This window comes from Klebsiella sp. 141203 (assembly GCF_032601985.1).
GTDB classification, from domain to species: Bacteria; Pseudomonadota; Gammaproteobacteria; order Enterobacterales; family Enterobacteriaceae; genus Klebsiella; species Klebsiella aerogenes.
In genome coordinates, this window is record NZ_JAQIRL010000003.1 from 313422 (window position 1) to 333911 (window position 20490).

Here is a 20490-nt window from a genome sequence, read left to right on the forward strand (position 1 = left end):
TAATCCAGTCAAACATCATTACGAGGTATATATGGTTAGCCATTTACGTGGCGTGATGCCCGCGCTTCTGACCCCATTCGACGCACAGCAGAACATCGATCGGGCGAGCCTGCGTCGGTTAGTGCGTTTCAATATTGAGCAGGGCGTCGATGGGGTTTACGTCGGCGGATCGACCGGGGAGGCCTTCGTTCAGAGCCTGTCCGAGCGCGAAGAAGTCCTTGAAATCGTAGCGGAAGAGGCGAAAGGGAAAATTACCTTAATTGCGCATGTTGGTTGCGTCAGTACGGCGGAAAGCCAGCAGCTGGCGGTGGCGGCTAAGCGCTATGGTTTTGATGCGGTTTCCGCGGTAACGCCGTTCTACTACCCGTTCAGCTTTGAAGAGCACTGCGATCATTATCGCGCAATTATTGATTCTGCTGATGGGATACCGATGGTGGTCTACAACATTCCGGCGCTGAGTGGGGTAAAACTGACCTTAGAGCAGATTAACCAACTGGTGACATTACCGGGGGTGGGCGCGTTAAAACAAACGTCTGGCGATCTCTATCAAATGGAGCAAATCCGTCGCGCGCATCCGGAACTGGTGCTCTATAACGGCTATGACGAAATTTTCGCTTCCGGCTTGCTGGCGGGCGCTGACGGCGGGATCGGTAGTACCTATAACATTATGGCCTGGCGCTATCTGGGGATCGTGCAGGCGCTGAAAGAGGGCGACACCGCGAAGGCGCAGCAGCTGCAGCATGAGTGTAATAAGGTCATCGATCTGTTAGTCAAAGTGGGCGTATTCCGTGGACTGAAAACGGTGCTGCACTATATGGATGTGCTCTCCGTACCACTCTGCCGTAAACCGTTTGCGCCGGTAGAGGATAAATTCCAGGCCGAATTGAAAGCGCTGGCGCAGCAGTTAATGCTGGAGCGCGGCTGATTTCTCGCCGGAGACGCTCATAAACTGCGCTTTCGATGAGAGATTCAATCAGACATCTGAAGCGGGCGTCATCCGGCAACAACGATATTCAATTCATACCAAAGCGAGTGGGCGCAGCCCATCGCGGGAGACTCACCATGAGTACAACAACCCAGAATATCCCGTGGTATCGTCATCTTAACCGGGCGCAGTGGCGGGCATTTTCCGCTGCCTGGTTAGGGTATTTGCTTGATGGTTTTGATTTTGTCTTAATCGCCCTGGTGCTCACTGAGGTTCAGGGGGAATTCGGTTTAACGACGGTGCAGGCGGCAAGCCTGATTTCCGCCGCTTTTATCTCTCGCTGGTTTGGCGGCTTGATGCTCGGGGCAATGGGGGATCGCTACGGTCGCCGCCTGGCGATGGTGACCAGCATTGTTCTTTTTTCGTTGGGTACGCTGGCCTGCGGTTTTGCCCCTGGCTACACCTCTCTCTTTATTGCCCGGCTGGTTATTGGGATGGGCATGGCGGGAGAATATGGCTCCAGCGCCACCTATGTTATTGAAAGTTGGCCGAAACACTTGCGGAACAAGGCGAGTGGATTTCTGATCTCTGGCTTCTCGGTTGGCGCCGTCGTCGCCGCGCAGGTTTATAGTCTGGTGGTGCCCGTTTGGGGCTGGCGTGCGCTCTTTTTCATCGGCATTGTCCCCATCGTTTTTGCCCTCTGGCTGCGTAAAAACATTCCGGAAGCGGAAGACTGGAAAGATAAGCACGAAGGTAAAGCGCCGGTACGTACGATGGTCGATATTCTCTATCGCGGCCAGCATCGGGTGCTAAACATCATCATGACCTTTGTGGCAGGCGCGTCGTTATGGTACTGCTTTGCCGGCGAGGCGCGTATTGCCGGGTTGGTTGCGCTGCTGGGCCTGGTATGCGCCATTATCTTCATCAGTTTCATGGTGCAAAGCAGCGGTAAACGCTGGCCGACCGGCGTGATGCTGATGGTTGTGGTGCTCTTCGCTTTCCTCTACTCCTGGCCGATTCAGGCGCTGCTGCCTACTTATCTGAAAACTGAACTGGCCTATGATCCACATACTGTTGCTAACGTATTGTTCTTTAGCGGTTTTGGTGCAGCTGTCGGCTGCTGCGTCGGCGGTTTCCTCGGCGACTGGCTGGGGACCCGTAAAGCTTACGTTTGCAGTTTACTGGCTTCGCAACTGCTGATCGTTCCGGTATTTGCGATAGGCGGCACCAATGTCTGGGTGCTCGGTTTGTTACTGTTCTTCCAGCAAATGCTGGGTCAAGGAATTTCAGGGATCTTACCGAAGCTGATCGGCGGTTATTTCGAAACCGATCAGCGTGCTGCGGGTCTGGGATTTACTTACAACGTCGGTGCTTTGGGCGGCGCGTTAGCGCCGATTCTCGGGGCGTTAATTGCTCAACGCCTGGATTTAGGCACCGCGCTGGGTTCGCTCTCCTTTAGCCTGACATTCGTGGTGATCTTACTCATCGGGCTTGATATGCCAACTCGCGTCCAGCGGTGGATCCGCCCGGAAGCCATGCGTACCCATGATGCGATCGATGGCAAACCGTTCAGCGGCGCAGTGCCGTTTGGTCGCGGTAAAAGCACATTAGCGAAAAGTAAAAATTAACCATGGCGCCCGGCCAATCACGAATGTTTGCCTAAGGATATGATGATGTCTCTACTTGAACAGCTTAATCAAAACATTGCGCAATCTGGTGGTTTGATAGTTTCCTGCCAGCCTGTGCCAAATAGCCCGCTGGATAAGCCTGAAATTGTCGCTGCGATGGCCCTGGCGGCGGAGCAGGCAGGGGCGGTCGCGCTGCGTATTGAAGGTATTGATAATTTACGCGCCACCCGCGCCGTCGTTTCTATTCCTATCATCGGGATTATGAAACGCGATCTCGACGATTCGCCAGTCCGGATCACCCCGTTCCTTGAAGATGTTGATGCGCTGGCGAAAGGCGGGGCGGATATTATCGCCGTGGATGGTACCGATCGCCTGCGTCCGGTTACCGTTGCGGCACTGCTGGCGCGAATTCATCAGCATGCTTTGCTGGCGATGGCCGACTGTTCAACTTTTGAAGATGGGATGGCTTGCCAGCAGCAGGGGGCCGACATTATCGGGACGACGCTTTCTGGCTACACGACGGTGAAAACGCCGGAAGAACCCGATTTCGCTCTGGTGAAAACACTCAGCGAGGCCGGATGCCGGGTGATTGCCGAGGGGCGCTACAATACCCCGGCGCAGGCGGCAACTGCGATGCGCCAGGGGGCATGGGCCGTGACCGTTGGCTCTGCCATCACTCGTCTTGAGCATATCTGCCAGTGGTATAACTCGGCGTTAAAAAAGGCGGTGTCATGACTACGCTTGCTATTGATATCGGCGGAACCAAACTCGCCGCCGCGCTGGTGGATGATGACCTGAACCTCCTTAAACGCCGTGAGTTGCCGACACCCGCCAGCAAAATGCCGGAAGCGCTATGTTCGGCGCTGCAAGAGCTGATCGTGCCGTTGTTTGCTCGCGCCCAGCGAGTGGCAATTGCCTCTACCGGAATAATTAGCGGCGGCGTGCTGTCGGCCATCAATCCCCATAATCTGGGCGGTTTGCAGCATTTTCCGCTGACGCAGACCCTGGAAAAAATCACCGGCCTACCCACACTGGCGGTTAACGATGCGCAAGCTGCGGCATGGGCGGAATACCATGTTCTGGGGGATGAATGTCGCGACATGGTTTTCATCACGGTATCCACAGGTGTGGGGGGCGGTGTAGTGAGTAATGGTCGGCTAATCACCGGGAATGGCGGTCTCGCCGGCCATCTGGGCCATACGTTAGCGGACCCGAATGGACCGCTATGCGGTTGTGGTCGGCGCGGCTGCGTAGAGGCTGTTGCTTCCGGACGTGGAATGGCGGCCGCCGCTCAGGGAGAACTCAGCGGATGTGATGCGAAAACGATTTTCATCCGTGCCGGGCAGGATGATGAGCAGGCTATTGGGCTTATTCACCGTTCGGCACAGACCTTAGCGAGATTGATCGCTGATGTAAAAGCGACAACGGATTGCCAGCGCGTGGTGGTCGGTGGCAGCATCGGCCTGGCGGAAGGTTATCTGGAGATGGTGAGAGCTTACCTTGCGCAGGAACCGTCGGTATATCACGTAATGTTACAACCCGCGCATTACCGACATGACGCGGGATTGCTGGGAGCGGTGTTACTGGCTCGGGAGAATAACTCATGATAGCAGGTGATATTGGAACGCTAACCGCCTCCGGGATACATCCCGTTTTAGCCGAAGCGTTGATGCTGGCGGTAGCCGCTTGTCCACAGGAGAAATCTCCTGGACGTTTCAATCTACGCGGTGACGATATTTTTATGAACGTCATGGTATTTACTACCCAGACAGCGGAAAGTAAAAAATCGGAACAGCATGCGCAATATATCGATATTCAACTGTTGCTAAGCGGTGAAGAACGTATTCTGTGGGGAATGGTAAATTGTGCACAGCAGTGCGAAGCGATACACGTTGAAGAGGATTATCAGTTGTGTAATGCGATTGAAAATCAGCAGGCCATTACGCTACGGCCTGGTAATTTCGTGATATTTATGCCTGGTGAGCCGCATAAACCTGGATGTATTACGACACTACCGCAGGAGATTAAAAAGGTAGTCGTTAAGGTTAATGTTAGCCTTTTGCAAAACGAATACTGATGCTGAGATTATTCCTGGTTTTGTTTGTGTAATGTGTTCTTCATTTAAATCTGCAAAATTTAAACTAGCTTATTAGGGGGCTCCTTTTCTTAAAACATGCAATATAGGGACTGTTATGGCTATTGATATGTATCTGAAGGTTGATGGGGTAACCGGTGAATCTAACGACTCAAATCATAAAAATTGGATAGATGTTTTGTCATTTAGCTGGGCGGCTGAGCAACCTGGGAATATGAGCGTTGGCGGCGGTGGTGGGGCGGGTAAAGTTAATTTTCAGGACCTTTCGGTACAAGCATTGATAGATAAAGCAACGCCGGCAGTTCTCAAGTTTTGCGCTAGCGGTAAACATGTCGCTAAAGTCGAACTATCAATTTGCAAAGCCGGCGGCTCGCAAATTGAGTATTCGCGTGTTGTTCTTGAAGATGTTCTGGTGACGAAAACCAGTTTTAGCGGTGTGGGTCATACCGACACTATTATGGTGAATTACCTGTTTCAGGCATCTAAAGTTAATCTGCATTATTGGGAGCAGTCTTCTCAAGGGACCAAAGGCGCAGAAACTAAATCGGGTTGGGATATCAAACAGAATAAAGAAATTTAATCGACGCTGGAGCGCCTGCAATGCCAGATATTACCTCCGAGATAAATGCGGTTCTCTCCGATCATTCCCGGTTTGACGCAGAGCAGCTGGATATTATTATTTCATTCGTCAATGAACTGGATAAAGGAACTTTGAGTCAGTTTGAGAACGCTCCGGATCGCACGATTATGGATACCTATGAGCGCTTGCTTGCTGCCAGTAAAGAGCCTGCCAGAAGACAACGCGACGAAGAATACGAACTGGAATCTTTGACGGGGGCCAGTCGTCGTACTGCTACCATGAGCAATCATGCCGCGTTTTTTGATCGCTTCAGAACAACGCCCGCGCATATGTATGGTTACGGCGGCAACGTCTACCGGGATCAGACAAAAAGCTATTACGATGTGGCCGGTAAAATACTGGCAGGCATTGGCGGGCTCGCTTCTTTTGGCGCAGGTACCGCCGCCATCGCCGCCTCGCAGGCGGGTTCGTCGCTTTCGGGTATCGCGGCGCGTTATGCGTTATCTTCTGTCGGCGCGACCGGCCTGGCCGCTGGCGCGATGGCGTTGCTCCGTAATAATTTTTCCGATGTTCAGGTAGCGACGAATAAAGATTTCCTCGAAACCATCAAGTCTATCGCCAAGCTAAGAAACAAACTGAATGATTTCTTCCAGGGCCTCAACAACAAAGTCTATTCGGATAAGACAAAAGCAGAAACGGCGCTCAACAATGAAATGAAGTCACATCCGTTACGTTTTGGCGTCGGTTCAGGAAGTCAGGTAGTACATGCAAACCTGGCCCCGATTCAACGTTTGGTCACTCAGGACTTTGTTACCGTAAACCACGAGATCAGAGCCAAAATTCTGCCGAAGGGTACAAATTCAGCCTGGAGTGTTGCGGTTTCGAGCTCAGAAATGGGTTGGGATGAACGGGTATTGGACCAGGCTAACATGGGTATTCTGCAGCAGGTCGTTCATCAGCTTTAACGCGGTTGTGTTGGCGGCGAATAATCGAACGCAGTTCGATGGAGAGTCCGGCTGCAGAAAAGCAAAAACCCAGCCATAGACTTAATGCTTGTCAGTTAAGCTTTTAAAGGTAGCCGTAACGCGTAGCGGCTTCTTTTTTACCGCTCGTGGGTCATACCTCGCCCTGTGTGTCGGCGGCGCGAATTTCCCTGCCATGGTCAGTTGTAGTTGCCAGGCAATATCGACCACGTTTTTATAGTAAAATGGCTTCAGGGTCGGTGACGATCCCGGGGATGTGTTGTTATCGGTAACAGAAGAATAGGTATTGTTATATTAACCAACCCAATACAAGGAATCAAAGTAACGCATTGAATTACAAGTGCTTATATAAAAATAATAATTCCAGACTGACGTATTCATCGTTTAATAAAAATTCATTTAAATTTTTAAAAATGTCTTTTAAATATACGGGAAAGTGTTGTCGTCTGTAGTAGTGTAGCATTATACTCTACAGATGGTTATTGCTTTTATATGTTAGGGATAGAATCGAATGTATTCACATAACAGGGATAAAGACAATTTCGAAATTAAATTCCAGCAACTCAATCAGATTATTACTAAATTGAGAGCGAAATATTTTTTGTATGGCGGGTCTGAGTTTTACTTTGAAACTCAGAGGTTTGTTCAGCAAATTAGACGGGATATTAACAGTAACTGTCTCACCTATAAGGGAGGAACTGCATTAATTGTGCATCTGACAGAGAATTTACAGGAACAGGACTCACTTTTTACCTTTGAGAAAGTAAGCGAATATTATATTGTAAAAAAAGAACAAAAAGACAGGAATCTTCATCTCGTATTAGCTCAGGTAGGTTTTGTTGCTGGTGGCACCCAAATTTTTGGAGGCGCTGGTATTTGTTCTGCAACGTTAGGTGCCGCGTGTGCTGCCTACGGGGTACCAATGATGCTGCATGGTATAAATAATGCTTATGAAAATGGCTATTACCTTTTATACCGTAAAAGCAAATCAGGCGGTGTAAGGGACGCTTACCGTATTGCTGCAAAAAAATTAGGATATGGCAATAAACAAGGTGATTTAGCCTACGGTGCGGTTGATCTTTCATTAACTGCATATGGTTCCTTCAGGCAAACCCTGTTGCCCAGGGAGAAGTCATGGAGCCTGTTCCGGCATGTAAAAGCAGATTACATCCGAGGGTGGCAGGAGGCAGGAAGAATACCTCTTTCTCTTGACGGATTGAGTAGTGTGGGTACAGTCTGGCAATTATATGAACTGAAGGGAAACTAAAAAATGGATTCAAGCGTAGTTGTTTTACACGAATCAATATGGCCTATCATATTTTATTATGTAGTATCTTTACTTATTTTCATTTTATTGTGTTATGGAAAAGTAAAGGTGACTCAAAAAAGAAAACGTTTATACTTTGTGTTGTATTCATTGTTTGTTATTTTCTGTGCCTCTGTACAGTTCGCTTTATTCAGTTACGGAACAAGATTTGCTCAAGCCTTTCTGCATTTGAATTTAGATGTTGACCTATATGATTCAATATACTGGGGGGCTTTAGCTTACAGTCTTCTATATTTAATTGCACTCCCCAAAAATATATATGTTAAACAGGCATAGAGAGACGACATTTATGGTGGTGAATCCGTATTCTATTTCCACCTGTTCACATACTGCCATTTCTGTTGGGGGCAACAGCAGCCCACGCCAGACTGGGCTAACTTCAATCTTTATCTGCGCGTCGGAGGTGTTAACAATGATGCGCTTTTCATCCGCTTTGTTCTCCTGCCGGATAGCTGTGATCCCCGGTCTGCCGTTCAGCGATTCAGTAATACGCATTAAGGCGTCATTGATGACAGCCAGATCGGTATCGCGATCTGCATAGGTTTTGTACGCCAGATCGATATCCACCGACAGGCGAGGGAAATCCTGCACAAACAAATTGATTGCCGTGCCGCCTTTCAGGGCGAAACAGGACTCCTTTGCCACATGCGGCAGGGTAGCCATTAATAGCCTGACCTGTCGGGCATAACTATCACGCAGATCCATCTTCGACTCCTTCCGGTTTAAATGCGCGGGGAACGGTTATTTGATAATCCGGCTCCAGCCAGCCGCCGGGAACGATTTGCCGCTTCCCTGTACCTGTTTCTATACCGCTTTGATCGAGATACCGAAAATAAGGATGCTCATTGCGCCGGGCAAGATAGAGCATTACCCGGTTGGTTTTAACCGAATGGCTGGCGCAGAGCAGTGTCTGTAATTTACGCGGGCTGAGAAGGTTCATCCCCTGAAACAGGGCATCGGCATGTTCGAATGAGATCAATGCAGGAACACCGTAGGCGATCTCATACGCGGCCAGTTCCGGGACACTACCTATTCAGTTAACTCCCGTGCCGCTCCGCTTAATTGAACGGTATTGGCCTTTTTGGCGGGTTCTTTAAATAGTGGTGCCCGGACTCGGACTAACGCCGCAGGCGTTGAACAGCGCGCTTGTCGCGCTGGCCCCGAAGGGGTGAGCCGCGTTGCGGCGAATAATCGAACGCAGCTAGATGAAGAGTCCGGCCGCAGAAAAGCAAAAACCCAGCCATAGGCTGGGTTCTCTGAATAAGTGGTGCCCGGACTCGGAATCGAACCAAGGACACGGGGATTTTCAATCCCCTGCTCTACCGACTGAGCTATCCGGGCAACGGGGCGCATTAAACCTGATTCACCGCGCCTCGTCAACGAAATTTATAAATTTCGCAGCAGACTGCACAATCTATCACCACTTTGCCGTAAAAGCACGCGTCGTCAGGCAAAAAAGGCCGTCCACGCGACCGAAATCGGCATTGCCAGCAGCAGGGCGGGGAGCATATTGACCACCGCGAACATCTTAATCCCGCAGATACGCAGGCCGGTCGCCACCAGCAGCATACCGCCGACGGCGCTGAAGTCGGCCATCATCATCGGCGTGGTCAGCGGCATGATAAGCGATGCGCAGGCCGCCAGACTCAGCTGAATCAGCAGCATCGGCACCGAGATTGCCGACACCGCCAGCCCCAGGGTGCAGGCGAAAATAGTAGCGGTGAAAAAATCGAGAAACGCTTTGGCGATAAGGATGCTGGCGTCGCCGGTCATTCCTTCGCGCATGGCGCCAAAAACGCCCGTACCGCTGGCGCAAAATAGCACGATGATCGCCACGTAGCTCTGAATATAAGACTCGTGGGCCGAGGCCTTTTTCCTGCCCTTTGGCGACAATAGTTGCTGGAGTTTGCTCACCAGGGTATTGATGCCTTTCTCCATATTACACACTTCGCCGAGCAGCGCGCCGACCAGCGTCGCCAGCACCATCACCGGCAGGTTGGCGCACTTGATGACCAGTAAAATACCAATCCCCAGTGATGCCAGCCCAAAAATCGAGGTCATCGAGGTGCGGATCCGTTCCGGCAATCGTTGGCTCAGCAGCGCGCCCAGTACGCCGCCGACAAGCACCGCGCTGGCGTTAATAAATGGCCCTATAACCAAAGTAAACTCCTGTTAATTATTCCTGATGTCCGCATTATTATGACGTTGTTTCGCCGCTAAGGCTTGCGGATACGTGGGGAGAATGCATATGGATTTCATCTTGCGCCACTTTCGGAAAGGTGCCATGATTGCGCGGATTTTCACCTCTTTACCCTGAGGCCGCCGGGATGACGACATCGCCATTACATCGCCGTTGCCGCTGCGTACTGCTGCGCGGTTTGCCTCATTCCTTACTCCCCCTGTTCACCATGCGGTGAAGGCCACGTATGCTCACTGTAGGACAACAGTAAGATCGGACGCGTCTGCTTTTACTGATGTCCGGCGGTCGGAGCTGAATTCCGTCAGACCCGGACACATCGTTGGGCAAGGCTCCACCTTTGCCTGAGATTTTTACACTCCCGATACGGGCATTTGCGCTTATGAAATCTATGCACATTGCCGCCAGCTGCGAGCTGGTCTCCCGTCTGTCCACCCATCGCCAGGTTGTGGCGCTGGACAGCACTGATTTTACCGATGCGGCAGCGGTCGTCATCACCGCGGCGGATAGCCGCAGCGGTATCCTGGCCTTGCTCAAGCGCAGCGGATTCAATCTGCCGGTCTATCTGTTTAGCGAAACGCAAACGGATAAGCCGGAAGGGGTCGTCGCGGTGATTAGCGGCAAAGAGCAGGAGTGGCTGGAGCTGGAAGCGGCCGCCTGCGGCTATGAAGAGAAACTGCTGCCGCCGTTTTTTAATACGCTTAGCCAGTACGTTGAGATGGACAACAGTACTTTCGCCTGTCCCGGCCATCAGCATGGCGCGTTCTTTAAAAAGCATCCCGCGGGCCGCCAGTTCTACGAGTTTTTCGGCGAGAACGTTTTTCGCGCTGACATGTGCAACGCCGACGTCAAGCTCGGCGATCTGCTGATCCATGAAGGTTCGGCGAAGCACGCGCAGAAATTTGCGGCAAAAGTCTTCAATGCCGATAAAACCTACTTCGTGCTTAACGGCACTTCCGCGGCGAACAAGGTCGTGACCAATGCGCTGCTGACCCGCGGCGATCTGGTACTGTTCGATCGCAACAACCATAAATCAAACCACCATGGCGCGCTGATCCAGGCCGGGGCGACGCCGGTCTATCTGGAAGCCGCGCGTAACCCGTTCGGCTTTATCGGCGGCATCGACGACCACTGCTTTGATGAAACCTACCTGCGCGAGCTGATCCGCGAAGCGGCGCCGGAAAAAGCCGACGCGCGGCGCCCGTTCCGCCTGGCGGTGATCCAACTGGGCACCTATGACGGCACGGTGTATAACGCGCGTCAGGTGGTCGATAAAATCGGCCATCTCTGCGATTACATTTTGTTTGACTCGGCGTGGGTCGGTTACGAGCAGTTTATCCCGATGATGGCTGACTGCTCGCCGCTGCTGTTGGATCTCAATGAAAACGATCCGGGCATTTTTGTGACGCAATCGGTGCATAAGCAGCAGGCCGGTTTTTCGCAGACCTCACAAATCCACAAGAAAGATAACCATCTGCGCGGCCAGGCGCGTTTCTGCCCGCATAAGCGGCTGAATAACGCCTTTATGTTGCATGCTTCCACCAGTCCGTTTTATCCGTTGTTCGCCTCGCTCGATGTGAATGCCAAAATCCACGAAGGAGAGAGCGGTCGGCGGCTGTGGGCGGAGTGCGTTGAGCTGGGTATCGAAGCGCGTAAAGCGATACTAGCGCAGTGTAAATTGTTGCGGCCGTTTGTACCGCCGCTGGTCGGCGGGAAACTGTGGCAGGAGCATTCGACGGCGACTATCGCCAGTGAACGTCGCTTCTTTAGCTTCGAACCGGGCGCGAGCTGGCACGGCTTTAGCGGTTATGCTGACAATCAATACTTTGTCGATCCATGTAAGCTGCTGCTGACCACGCCGGGCATCGATGCCGATAGCGGAGACTATACCGAGTTTGGCATCCCGGCGACCATCCTGGCGCACTACCTGCGCGAAAACGGCATCGTGCCGGAGAAGTGCGATCTCAACTCGATTTTGTTCCTGCTGACGCCGGCGGAAAGCGCGGAAAAACTGGCGCGGCTGGTGGCGATGCTGGCCCAGTTCGAACAGCATATCGAAGCGGATTCGCCGCTCGCCGAGGTACTGCCGACTATTTACCACAAATACCCGGTTCGCTACCGCGATTACACCATTCGCCAGCTGTGTCAGGAAATGCACGATCTGTACGTCAGTTTTGATGTTAAAGACCTGCAAAAGGCGATGTTCCGCAAGCAGAGTTTCCCGCCGGTGGTGATGAACCCGCAGGACGCCAACCGTGAATTTATCCGCGGTAACGTTGAGTTGGTGCGCCTGAGCGAGGCCGAAGGCCGCATCGCGGCGGAAGGGGCGCTACCGTATCCGCCGGGCGTGCTGTGCGTGGTGCCGGGCGAAATCTGGGGCGGCGCGGTGCAGCGCTACTTCCTCGCGCTGGAAGAGGGAGTCAATATGCTGCCAGGCTTTTCGCCGGAGCTGCAGGGGGTTTATAGCGAAACGGATACCGATGGTATTAAGCGGCTGTATGGGTATGTGTTGAAAGCGTAAACCGGGACCAGGCATTGTGCGCGTATTTTGCCGGATGGCGGCTGGCGCCTTATCCGGCCTACGGTCCGTGCGGCCTGCCTTTAATTTAATCATCGTGCTGGCTGAAACTGCCGGTACCAATGACCTCAAAACCCCCGGTGGCGCTGCCGCTTACCGGGGCTACAGCGCTGTGCGATTTGGTAGCCCGGAGAAGGCGCAACGCGCCGTCACCGGGCAATGACGATCAGGCGTGATGGCGCGCGGCGGCAGGCTGTCTGACGTGTTGATACTTAAACAGCGCCACGAAAGCGAAGGCCAGCACCAGCGAGTAGGCGGCGAAAATCAGCCACACGCTTTGCCAGTTAGTGATCCCCTCAACGGTAAAGTGCTCGACAACTTTGCCACTCACCATCCCACCAAGGATACAGCCGAAGCCGTTGGTCATCATCAGGAACATTCCCTGGGCGCTGGCGCGGATTTCCGGACGTACCTCTTTCTCAACGAACACTGAACCAGAGATGTTGAAGAAATCGAAGGCGCAACCGTAGACGATCATCGACAGTACCAGCAGCACGGTACCGAACGGCGTCGGGTCGCCGAAGGCGAACAGGCCGAAGCGCAGCATCCACGCCACGATACTAATCAGCATCACGTTCTTAATGCCGTAGCGGCTAAGGAAGAACGGGATGGTCAGGATAAACAGCGTTTCGGAGATCTGCGAAATCGACATCAATACCGACGCGTGCTCGACGATAAAGCTACCGGAGAACAGCGGGTCTTTATCGAAGCTGTGCAGGAAGGTGTTGCCAAACATATTAGTGATTTGCAGTTCGGCGCCGAGCATCATGGAAAAGATAAAGAAGATTGCCATACGCTTGTTTTTAAACAGCGCAAAAGCGTTCAGGCCGAGCATCTCGGTCCAGCTCTGGTTACGTTGGGCGTTGGCGACCGGAATATGCGGCAGCGTCAGGGTGAACAGCGCCAGCAAGACCGACAGCGTCGCGCCGATATAAAGCTGCATATGGCTAAGCTCGAAGCCCGAGAAGCTAACGCCCCACATGGCGAGGATAAAGCCGATGGTGCCCCAGATACGAATTGGCGGGAAATCGGTGACGATATCCAGCCCCGCCGACTGCAGGCGGTAGTAGGAGATGGTGTTGATCAAGCCAAGCGTCGGCATATAGGCCAGCGAGTTAAGCAAGATCACGAGGAACATCTCGCCTGGCGTGGTGACCTGCGCCGCGAGGTACAGCGTTAATGCGCCGACCAGGTGGCAGATGGCATACACCCATTTGGCGCTGATCCATTTATCGGCGACGATCCCGAGCAACGTTGGCATCAGGACGGCGGCGATACCGAGCGAGCTATACACCGCACCGATGGCCGCGCCGTCAAACTTCAGCGTAACAAACATGTACGAGCCGAGCGTGGTCAGCCAACTCCCCCAAAGGCAGAACTGCAGGAACGACAGTATTTTTAACTGCAGCTTAAGATTCATGTATTTATCCTCACGAATGTGGGCTGGTTATGTTTTTTAAATAACATAACCACCGTTATTTTGATGCGATTCTATCATTCAGCGGTTGCAAGCTTCTGTTAACTGCCGCAGAAAATCGAAAGATATTACGAAGTATGTCGTAAAAAAGAGAGGCCCGGTGCGATGTCCGGGCCTGCGGGAGAGGGGCTACTTACGGCGATAGCTTTTCTGCGCGGTGTTAACTTTATACAGATAACGGCGCGATTCCGCCGACGGATGGCGGGTGGTGAGCGTCTGGTAGACGTCGCCTGGGGCCATGCTGTTAATGATGTTCGCCGCCTGGACTTTATCGCTGGAGAAGACGCGCAGTACGCTGCCGGCGCCGCCGTTATAGGCGGTGATCACCGCGTAGCGACGCGAGGTGGGGTTATCGATGCCGGCGAGATAAACGTTGTTCAGCATCGCCAGATAGGCGGTACCGGTATCGATGTTATTCGCCGGGTCAAACAGATAGCTGCGGCTCGGCAGGCCGGATTTGCCCTGCGAGCGGAAGACGTCTTTCCCCGCGCTGTGCTGGACGACCTGCATCAGCCCCATGGCATCCGCGTGGCTCACCGCATAGGGGTTAAACGATGATTCTGTTTGCATAATCGCAAGGATCAGCGACTCATCAACGCCATATTTACGCGAGGCCTGACGCACCATGCCGAGATATTTATGCGCACGTTTATCGAGGTGGTTAGGCACCAGGTTGATGGTGATGCTATAGACCACGCGCAGGCCATTGCTGCGGCTCTTCAGGCGGGTTTGCAGCAGATAATCGGCATAGCGCGCGGCGCGCCACTCCCAGCGGATGGATTCACCGGTGTTATCAACGACCTGGCCGTAGAGGAACGGTTCTTTGGAAATCTGAATATCATCGACATCGGAATAGAGGTCGATAGAGTTGGGGTCATCGCCCATCAACAGGGTTTTGATAATCGCCTGGCGTAACCGTCCTTGCGGATCGGTTCCGGCGATGGTCTCGACGGTAATCGTACCGGCATCAAAGTTGATGTGGCTGCGGGTTTGATACTGGTCGGTATATTTTACGTAGTCCTTCGGCCCGGCGAGCAGAACTTCGTTATACCCCCAAATGTTCTCGATGTTATGGGCAAACTGGCCCATCAGGATATCGAATCCGTTAGTGTCCTTGACCCAGGCCTCGTTATATTCGGCGCCTTTTTTATTGGAACTGGAACAGGACACGAGCAGTGGCGCAATCAGCGCGAGCGCTAAGTATTTTTTCATCATTCCGGGAGTGCGTGTTGTGTTTGTTTGGTAAAGGCCGTGAGGCCCTTACTGTTGTTCCGGCGGCGTGTAGCCTTCGATGTGAACGTCTTTCCCTTCAAACAGGAACTGCACCATCTCCTGTTCCAGCAGCTTGCGGTGCTCCGGGTTCATCATGCTGAGTTTTTTCTCGTTGATCAGCATGGTCTGCTTATGCTGCCACTGCGCCCAGGCCTCTTTGGAGATTTCGTTGTAAATGCGCTTACCGAGCTCGCCCGGATAGAGCTGGAAATCCGGGCCATCCGCTTCACGCTGCAAGAAAGTACAAAAAATCGTTCTGCTCATAATCAATCCTCTTTTATAGCCGAAAAAACTAGACCGGCGTTCCGGCTTTCAACTGTTGCAACAAGCGCTCCACGGGGGCCGCCAGTCCGACCGATGGCGGCTGCGCTAAGTTATACCAGAGTGCGTTACCTTCATCCATGCATGCGCCAGATGAGTGCACTGTAAGCCACATCGGCACAATATCCAGGTGGAAATGGCTGAAAGTGTGGCGGAAGGCGGTTAATTGCGTCAGATTATCGGCCTTTATCTGACGTTGCGCCAGCCACTCACGCAGCCCGGCTTCATCCTCAAACTGCGGAAAACAGAACAATCCGCCCCATAAACCCACCGGCGGACGTTGGGAAAGAAACACCTCGTCGCCGTGCTGCATCAGCAGGAAGTAGCCGGTGCGCTCCGGAATGGTCTGCTTCGGTTTTTTCCCCGGATATTCCGCCCATGAATGGTTAGCGTAGGCCACGCAGCCGTTACTCAGCGGGCACAGTTCGCACTTCGGCTTCGAGCGGGTACAAACCATGGCGCCGAGATCCATCATCGCCTGGTTGAAGCGTTCTACGCCCTGCGCCGGCGTCACCTCTTCGCTTATTTCCCACAGCCGTTTTTCCACCTCTTTTTTCCCCGGCCAGCCGCTCACAGCATAGCAGCGGGCGAGTACCCGCTTCACGTTGCCGTCGAGAATCGGATAATGCTGACCGAGCGAAAGGGATAAAATCGCCCCCGCCGTCGAGCGCCCGACGCCGGGAAGCGCGGCCACCTCTTCAAAGGTTTGCGGGAACTCGCCGCCGTGTTGCGTGGCGACCTGCTGCGCGGCTTTATGTAAATTGCGCGCCCGCGCGTAGTAGCCAAGGCCGGTCCACAGATGCAGCACTTCATCCAGCGGCGCGTTGGCTAAATCAACAACCGTTGGGAAACGCGCCATAAAGCGTTCAAAATAGGGAATAACCGTGGTGACCTGGGTTTGTTGCAACATCACTTCGGAGAGCCATACTTTGTAGGGCGTCTTGGCGATTTGCCAGGGCAGGGTTTTACGGCCGTATTTGTCGTACCAGTCCAGGACCTGGGCTGAAAATTGCGCGGCGAGAAAAGTCAAAGCTACGGCTCCGGAATCGCGATTACAGGGTGGCAGATTGCAGCACAAGGGCGAGTGGCTGTAAACCCTTGCATCCGCCGGGTAACTTTGGATAATGCCCGTTTTCCGAACACATTCACAAGCAGACTTAACTTTTATGAAAAACGACGTCATTTCTCCGGAATTCGATGAAAACGGTCGCCCGCTGCGCCGTATTCGTAGCTTCGTCCGTCGCCAGGGCCGCCTGACGAAAGGGCAGCAGCATGCGCTGGATAACATTTGGCCGGTGATGGGCGTTGAATTCAACGATGCGCCGCTCGATTTCGCCGCCCTGTTTGGCCGCGAAGCGCCGGTCACCTTAGAAATTGGTTTCGGCATGGGCGCCTCGCTGGTGGCGATGGCGAAAGCTAAACCGGAGCAAAACTTCCTCGGTATTGAAGTGCACTCGCCGGGCGTCGGCGCATGTCTGGCGTCCGCGGAAGAAGAAGGCGTACAAAATCTGCGCGTAATGTGTCACGATGCGGTCGAAGTGCTGCACACTATGATCCCGGATAACTCGCTGAATATGGTGCAGCTGTTTTTCCCTGACCCGTGGCATAAAGCGCGTCATAATAAACGTCGTATCGTGCAGCCGCCTTTCGCCGAGCTGGTGAAAAGTAAGCTGAAGCTGGGCGGCGTCTTCCATATGGCGACCGACTGGGAAGCCTATGCCGAGCATATGCTGGAAGTGATGTCTTCGCTGGAAGGCTATCGTAACCTGTCGGAAAGTAACGATTACGTACCGCGCCCGGAATCGCGCCCGGTAACCAAATTTGAACAACGTGGTCATCGTCTTGGCCACGGCGTATGGGACTTAATGTTCGAGAGGGTGAAATAATGGCCAAGAATCGTAGCCGTCGTCTGCGTAAAAAAATGCATATCGACGAGTTTCAGGAGTTAGGTTTCTCCGTAGCCTGGCGTTTCCCGGAAGGGACCAGCGAAGAGCAGATCGACCAGACGGTCAACGATCTGATTGAAGAGGTCATTGAGCCGAACAAACTGGCCTTTGACGGCAGCGGTTATCTCTCGTGGGAAGGGCTCATCTGCATGCAGGAAATCGGTAAATGTACCGAAGAGCATCAGGCCATCGTTCGCAAGTGGCTGGAAGATCGTAAATTAGCGGATGTGCGCACCAGCGAACTTTTTGACGTCTGGTGGGACTAAGTTTGACAAGGGTCGGCAATTGCCGGCCCGATTTGTCTTAAGGGAGTAAAAAGATGCGCAAAACGCTGCTGGCGGTGGCGCTTTCCGTCACCGCTTTGTCTGCCCACGCGGACTACCAGTGTAGCGTCACGCCGCGTGACGATGTGATCCTCAGCCCGCAGCAGGTGCAGGTGAAGGGTGAAAACGGCGATCTGGTGATTAAGCCGGACGGCAATCTGACCTTTAACGGTAAAGCCTATGCCCTTAGCGCCGCCCAGCGCGAACAGGCGCAAGATTATCAGGCCGGTCTGCGCAGCAGCCTGCCGTGGATTGACGACGGCGCGCGCTCGCGCGTCGAAAAGGGCCGCAAGGCGCTGGATAAAATCATCACCGAGCAGGTCGGCGCCAGCAGCAGTATGCATAGCCGCCTGACCAAGCTGGACGCGCAGCTGAAAGAACAGATGAACCGCATTATTGAACGTCGCAGCGATGGCCTGACTTTCCACTATAAAGCTATCGATCAGGTTCGCGCCGATGGCCAACAGCTGGTGAATCAGGCGATGGGCGGCATTCTGCAGGACAGTATCAACGAGATGGGCGCGAAAGCGGTGCTCAAAGGCGGCGGCAATCCGCTGCAGGGCATTCTCGGCAGTCTTGGCGGCCTGCAAACCGCAATTCAGGATGAGTGGAAAAACCAGGAAGCGGATTTCCAGCAGTTCGGCAAAGATGTCTGCGGCCGGGTGGTCTCGCTGGAAGAGAGCCGCAAAGCGCTGGTTGGCTCGTTAAAATAATCAAGATTTCGCGGCCCGCTTTCCTTTGGGCCGCGCTCTTCTCCACTCAGGCCCGGCCGTGCGACACGCGTGAACGGCGAGCCAGAGAATCAATGATGACCGCAATCGCCAATACCGCGCCGGTAATGATATAGCGCAGCGATGACGGCAGGTTCAACAGCGTCAGCCCATTTGAAATTGACTGAATCACGATGATCCCCAATAGCGCGGACCAGGCGCTGCCGCGTCCGCCGAACAGGCTGGTGCCGCCGATCACCGCCGCGGCGATGGCGTTGAGGTTGACGTCGCCGGTGCCGGCCTGCTGGCTGGCGGAAGCCAGTCGCGACGCCGCGAGAATGCCGCCGAAGGTCGCAAGCGTGGTACACAGTACAAAAGCGCTCACATAAATCACCCGCACGTTAATCCCCGAACGGCGCGCCGCTTCACGGTTGCCGCCAACCGCGAACATCGAGCGACCCCATTTTGTCCGTTTCAGCGCGTAGTTGAGGATCATCACGCAGGCGACGAAGAGACCGAAAATCCACGGAATACCGCGCCCCTGATTGAGGTAAAGCACCGCGGCCTCGAAGATAATCGTCAGCGCGATCGCGCGCGCCAGTAGCGAGCTGACTCCCTCGGCGGAAAGATTGGCCGCCAGGCGCCGCGAGCGTTTTTTCAGACCAAAGACAATAATCGCCAGCCCTGGCAGCAATGCCATCAGGTGTGAGAACCAGCCGGGCATCACCAGCAGTTGGCCAAAGCGCACCAGCGGCGACGTGTAGGGCAGGTTAATGCTGCCGCTCGGCCCGAGGATATACAGCTGCATGCCCAGCAGCGCCAGCAGGCCGGCGAGAGTGGCGACGAAACTCGGCATTCCGACGCGGTTATACAGCAGCGCGTAGACCAGCCCGACGGTCACGCCGCAGGCCAGCGCCACGGCGATGGCTCCCGCCAGCGGCCATCCTGCGTTCACCCACAGCACGCCGACGATAGCCGATGCCAGGCCGCTCATGGAGCCGACCGACAGGTCTATCTCGCCAAGCATCAGCACGCAGACGACGCCGAGCGAGATAAACCCGACCGTCGCGCAGTCAAACAGCAGGTTCACCAGGTTATTCGGCGCGATATAGACCGGATTGAGAAAGGTGAAGACCAGGGAAATCACAATCAGCCCGGCTATCACCGGCGCGGTGCCGAGGTCGCCGGTTTTGATGCGGGTTATCTGCGCGCGCAGGGCGCCAAACAGCCCCTCGTCGTGACGAACGCGCTCATCGCTGCGGTCCAGCGCGGTGTGGGATGCGGTCTTACTGTTCATAAAATTACATCGCTCCGGAAGTCGTGGGCTGTGATTTACGTTCAACCCGGCGTGAGACGGCGTTTTCCGTCGCGCCGGTGATCGCGGCGACCAGATCCTGATTGGAAGCATCGGGCGTGAAGATCCCTTTGTTGCGCCCGAGACGCAGCACCACGATACGGTCGGCGACGGCGCGAACGTCTTCCATGTTGTGACTGATGATGATGACGCCAAGCCCGCGCTCGCGAACGCGCTCAATCAGGTTGAGCACTTCCGCGGTCTGCGCGACCCCCAGCGCCGCGGTGGGTTCATCGAGCATAATGATTTTAGGGTTCAGCAGCAGCGAACGGGCGATGGCGACGGTCTGCCGCTGGCCGCCGGAAAGCGATGCCACCGGTTCGCGTACCGACGGAATACGTGCCGCCAGCTCCTGCAGCAGCGTCCAGGCCTTCACTTCCATCACCACTTCATCGAGCTGGAACGGCGAAATTTCATGGCCCAGAAACAGGTTTGCCACTACATCAAGGTTTTCGCACAGCGCCAGATCCTGAAACACCGTAGCAATACCGTATTCCAGCGCTTTGCCGGGGCTATCGAGGGTGACGGGGTTGCCGTCAAACTCAATGGTGCCGGAGGTCGGCTGGTGGACGCCGGCGAGGATCTTCACCAGCGTGGATTTGCCCGCGCCGTTGTCTCCGACTAGCGCGACCACCTCGCCTGCGTGGACTTCTAATTCGATATCCGTCAGCGCGGACACCGCGCCAAAATGTTTAGAGACGTTGCGCAGTTGCAGTATTGGCCGCCCGGCGGCGGAGTTGTGTTGTTGTTGCGGCATACAAAACGACCTCAATA

The 20490-nt window shown here is 54.1% G+C and carries 19 protein-coding genes, 1 tRNA gene and 2 pseudogenes; 12 read left to right on the forward strand and 10 right to left on the reverse strand.

Annotated elements, in window-relative coordinates:
• Positions 1-31: 31 nt before the first annotated feature.
• The 8 genes from nanA (at position 32) to PGR29_RS14080 (ending at position 7478) form a co-directional block, all read left to right on the forward strand.
• The gene (gene nanA / locus PGR29_RS14045) at positions 32-925 is read left to right on the forward strand and encodes an N-acetylneuraminate lyase (RefSeq protein ID WP_316424721.1); all 894 of its coding nucleotides are present in this window, start codon (positions 32-34) and stop codon (positions 923-925) included.
• Positions 926-1062: 137 nt separating this feature from the next.
• Positions 1063-2553: an MFS transporter gene (locus tag PGR29_RS14050; RefSeq protein WP_316424722.1), complete on the forward strand. Its 1491-nt coding sequence runs from the start codon at positions 1063-1065 to the stop codon at positions 2551-2553.
• 45 nt (positions 2554-2598) lie between these two features.
• Positions 2599-3288 (forward strand): N-acetylmannosamine-6-phosphate 2-epimerase, encoded by a 690-nt coding sequence (locus PGR29_RS14055; RefSeq protein ID WP_045414335.1) that lies wholly within the window; start codon positions 2599-2601, stop codon positions 3286-3288.
• Positions 3285-4160, forward strand: coding sequence for an N-acetylmannosamine kinase (nanK, locus tag PGR29_RS14060; RefSeq protein WP_045359861.1), 876 nt, complete (start codon positions 3285-3287; stop codon positions 4158-4160). The genes PGR29_RS14055 and nanK overlap by 4 nt, the downstream gene beginning before the upstream one ends.
• The gene (gene nanQ / locus PGR29_RS14065) at positions 4157-4630 is read left to right on the forward strand and encodes an N-acetylneuraminate anomerase (protein ID WP_316424723.1); all 474 of its coding nucleotides are present in this window, start codon (positions 4157-4159) and stop codon (positions 4628-4630) included. Before nanK ends, nanQ begins: the two co-directional genes overlap by 4 nt.
• 115 nt (positions 4631-4745) lie before the next feature.
• Complete coding sequence (locus PGR29_RS14070) at positions 4746-5228, forward strand: Hcp family type VI secretion system effector (protein ID WP_015369713.1); 483 nt, start codon at positions 4746-4748, stop codon at positions 5226-5228.
• Between the two features lie 20 nt (positions 5229-5248).
• The gene (locus PGR29_RS14075; RefSeq protein ID WP_032709151.1) at positions 5249-6193 is read left to right on the forward strand and encodes a transcriptional regulator; all 945 of its coding nucleotides are present in this window, start codon (positions 5249-5251) and stop codon (positions 6191-6193) included.
• 529 nt (positions 6194-6722) lie between these two features.
• Complete coding sequence (locus PGR29_RS14080) at positions 6723-7478, forward strand: DUF4225 domain-containing protein (RefSeq protein ID WP_045414337.1); 756 nt, start codon at positions 6723-6725, stop codon at positions 7476-7478.
• A gap of 333 nt (positions 7479-7811) precedes the next feature.
• Here the strand turns inward: PGR29_RS14080 and PGR29_RS14085 are convergent.
• The 4 genes and pseudogenes from PGR29_RS14085 to PGR29_RS14100 all read right to left on the reverse strand — a co-directional run.
• A pseudogene (locus PGR29_RS14085) lies at positions 7812-8243 on the reverse strand (nucleotidyl transferase AbiEii/AbiGii toxin family protein); the annotation flags it as partial.
• Positions 8230-8568: pseudogene (locus tag PGR29_RS14090) on the reverse strand (type IV toxin-antitoxin system AbiEi family antitoxin domain-containing protein); the annotation flags it as partial. The pseudogenes PGR29_RS14090 and PGR29_RS14085, both read right to left, overlap by 14 nt.
• Positions 8569-8803: 235 nt before the next feature.
• Positions 8804-8879, reverse strand: a tRNA-Phe gene (locus tag PGR29_RS14095).
• Positions 8880-8984: 105 nt separating this feature from the next.
• Positions 8985-9698, reverse strand: a complete 714-nt coding sequence (locus PGR29_RS14100) for a DUF554 domain-containing protein (RefSeq protein ID WP_045379610.1) — start codon at positions 9696-9698, stop codon at positions 8985-8987.
• A gap of 419 nt (positions 9699-10117) precedes the next feature.
• On the opposite strand from PGR29_RS14100, the gene PGR29_RS14105 reads away from it, so the two are divergent.
• On the forward strand, positions 10118-12256 hold the full coding sequence (locus PGR29_RS14105; RefSeq protein WP_316424724.1) for an ornithine decarboxylase: 2139 nt from the start codon (positions 10118-10120) through the stop codon (positions 12254-12256).
• A gap of 223 nt (positions 12257-12479) precedes the next feature.
• Here PGR29_RS14105 and PGR29_RS14110 read toward each other — a convergent pair whose 3' ends face one another.
• The 4 genes from PGR29_RS14110 to mutY form a co-directional block, all read right to left on the reverse strand.
• Entirely contained in the window at positions 12480-13733 is a 1254-nt protein-coding gene (locus tag PGR29_RS14110; RefSeq protein WP_087859785.1) for a nucleoside permease, read from the reverse strand.
• A 186-nt stretch (positions 13734-13919) separates the two neighbouring features.
• Entirely contained in the window at positions 13920-15002 is a 1083-nt protein-coding gene (gene mltC, locus PGR29_RS14115) for a membrane-bound lytic murein transglycosylase MltC (RefSeq protein ID WP_015369719.1), read from the reverse strand.
• A gap of 48 nt (positions 15003-15050) precedes the next feature.
• Positions 15051-15326: an oxidative damage protection protein gene (locus PGR29_RS14120; protein WP_316424725.1), complete on the reverse strand. Its 276-nt coding sequence runs from the start codon at positions 15324-15326 to the stop codon at positions 15051-15053.
• Between the two features lie 28 nt (positions 15327-15354).
• Complete coding sequence (gene mutY, locus PGR29_RS14125; RefSeq protein WP_020077946.1) at positions 15355-16413, reverse strand: A/G-specific adenine glycosylase; 1059 nt, start codon at positions 16411-16413, stop codon at positions 15355-15357.
• Between the two features lie 136 nt (positions 16414-16549).
• Between mutY and trmB the strand changes: the two genes are divergently transcribed.
• Genes trmB through PGR29_RS14140 form a run of 3 tightly spaced genes read left to right on the forward strand, consistent with a single transcriptional unit; the run spans position 16550 to position 18365 of the window.
• Positions 16550-17269 (forward strand): tRNA (guanosine(46)-N7)-methyltransferase TrmB, encoded by a 720-nt coding sequence (gene trmB / locus PGR29_RS14130; RefSeq protein WP_045392086.1) that lies wholly within the window; start codon positions 16550-16552, stop codon positions 17267-17269.
• Positions 17269-17595 (forward strand): YggL family protein, encoded by a 327-nt coding sequence (locus tag PGR29_RS14135; RefSeq protein WP_015369722.1) that lies wholly within the window; start codon positions 17269-17271, stop codon positions 17593-17595. Before trmB ends, PGR29_RS14135 begins: the two co-directional genes overlap by 1 nt.
• 53 nt (positions 17596-17648) lie before the next feature.
• The gene (locus tag PGR29_RS14140) at positions 17649-18365 is read left to right on the forward strand and encodes a DUF2884 domain-containing protein (protein ID WP_087859784.1); all 717 of its coding nucleotides are present in this window, start codon (positions 17649-17651) and stop codon (positions 18363-18365) included.
• Positions 18366-18411: 46 nt separating this feature from the next.
• On the opposite strand, the gene PGR29_RS14145 is transcribed toward PGR29_RS14140, so the two are convergent.
• Positions 18412-19659 (reverse strand): sugar ABC transporter permease, encoded by a 1248-nt coding sequence (locus tag PGR29_RS14145; protein WP_316424726.1) that lies wholly within the window; start codon positions 19657-19659, stop codon positions 18412-18414.
• A 4-nt stretch (positions 19660-19663) separates the two neighbouring features.
• Positions 19664-20473, reverse strand: a complete 810-nt coding sequence (locus PGR29_RS14150; protein WP_316424727.1) for an ATP-binding cassette domain-containing protein — start codon at positions 20471-20473, stop codon at positions 19664-19666.
• Positions 20474-20490: the final 17 nt, after the last annotated feature.

Excerpts from the sequence above, each read along its gene's own strand:
- nanA (WP_316424721.1), top strand. The coding sequence starts at position 32 with ATGGTTAGCCATTTACGTGGCGTGATGCCCGCGCTTCTGACCCCATTC.
- PGR29_RS14050 (WP_316424722.1), top strand. The coding sequence starts at position 1,063 with ATGAGTACAACAACCCAGAATATCCCGTGGTATCGTCATCTTAACCGG.
- PGR29_RS14055 (WP_045414335.1), top strand. The coding sequence starts at position 2,599 with ATGTCTCTACTTGAACAGCTTAATCAAAACATTGCGCAATCTGGTGGT.
- nanK (WP_045359861.1), top strand. The coding sequence starts at position 3,285 with ATGACTACGCTTGCTATTGATATCGGCGGAACCAAACTCGCCGCCGCG.
- nanQ (WP_316424723.1), top strand. The coding sequence starts at position 4,157 with ATGATAGCAGGTGATATTGGAACGCTAACCGCCTCCGGGATACATCCC.
- PGR29_RS14070 (WP_015369713.1), top strand. The coding sequence starts at position 4,746 with ATGGCTATTGATATGTATCTGAAGGTTGATGGGGTAACCGGTGAATCT.
- PGR29_RS14075 (WP_032709151.1), top strand. The coding sequence starts at position 5,249 with ATGCCAGATATTACCTCCGAGATAAATGCGGTTCTCTCCGATCATTCC.
- PGR29_RS14080 (WP_045414337.1), top strand. The coding sequence starts at position 6,723 with ATGTATTCACATAACAGGGATAAAGACAATTTCGAAATTAAATTCCAG.
- PGR29_RS14105 (WP_316424724.1), top strand. The coding sequence starts at position 10,118 with ATGAAATCTATGCACATTGCCGCCAGCTGCGAGCTGGTCTCCCGTCTG.
- PGR29_RS14110 (WP_087859785.1), bottom strand. The coding sequence starts at position 13,733 with ATGAATCTTAAGCTGCAGTTAAAAATACTGTCGTTCCTGCAGTTCTGC.
- mltC (WP_015369719.1), bottom strand. The coding sequence starts at position 15,002 with ATGAAAAAATACTTAGCGCTCGCGCTGATTGCGCCACTGCTCGTGTCC.
- PGR29_RS14120 (WP_316424725.1), bottom strand. The coding sequence starts at position 15,326 with ATGAGCAGAACGATTTTTTGTACTTTCTTGCAGCGTGAAGCGGATGGC.
- trmB (WP_045392086.1), top strand. The coding sequence starts at position 16,550 with ATGAAAAACGACGTCATTTCTCCGGAATTCGATGAAAACGGTCGCCCG.
- PGR29_RS14135 (WP_015369722.1), top strand. The coding sequence starts at position 17,269 with ATGGCCAAGAATCGTAGCCGTCGTCTGCGTAAAAAAATGCATATCGAC.
- PGR29_RS14140 (WP_087859784.1), top strand. The coding sequence starts at position 17,649 with ATGCGCAAAACGCTGCTGGCGGTGGCGCTTTCCGTCACCGCTTTGTCT.
- PGR29_RS14145 (WP_316424726.1), bottom strand. The coding sequence starts at position 19,659 with ATGAACAGTAAGACCGCATCCCACACCGCGCTGGACCGCAGCGATGAG.
- PGR29_RS14150 (WP_316424727.1), bottom strand. The coding sequence starts at position 20,473 with ATGCCGCAACAACAACACAACTCCGCCGCCGGGCGGCCAATACTGCAA.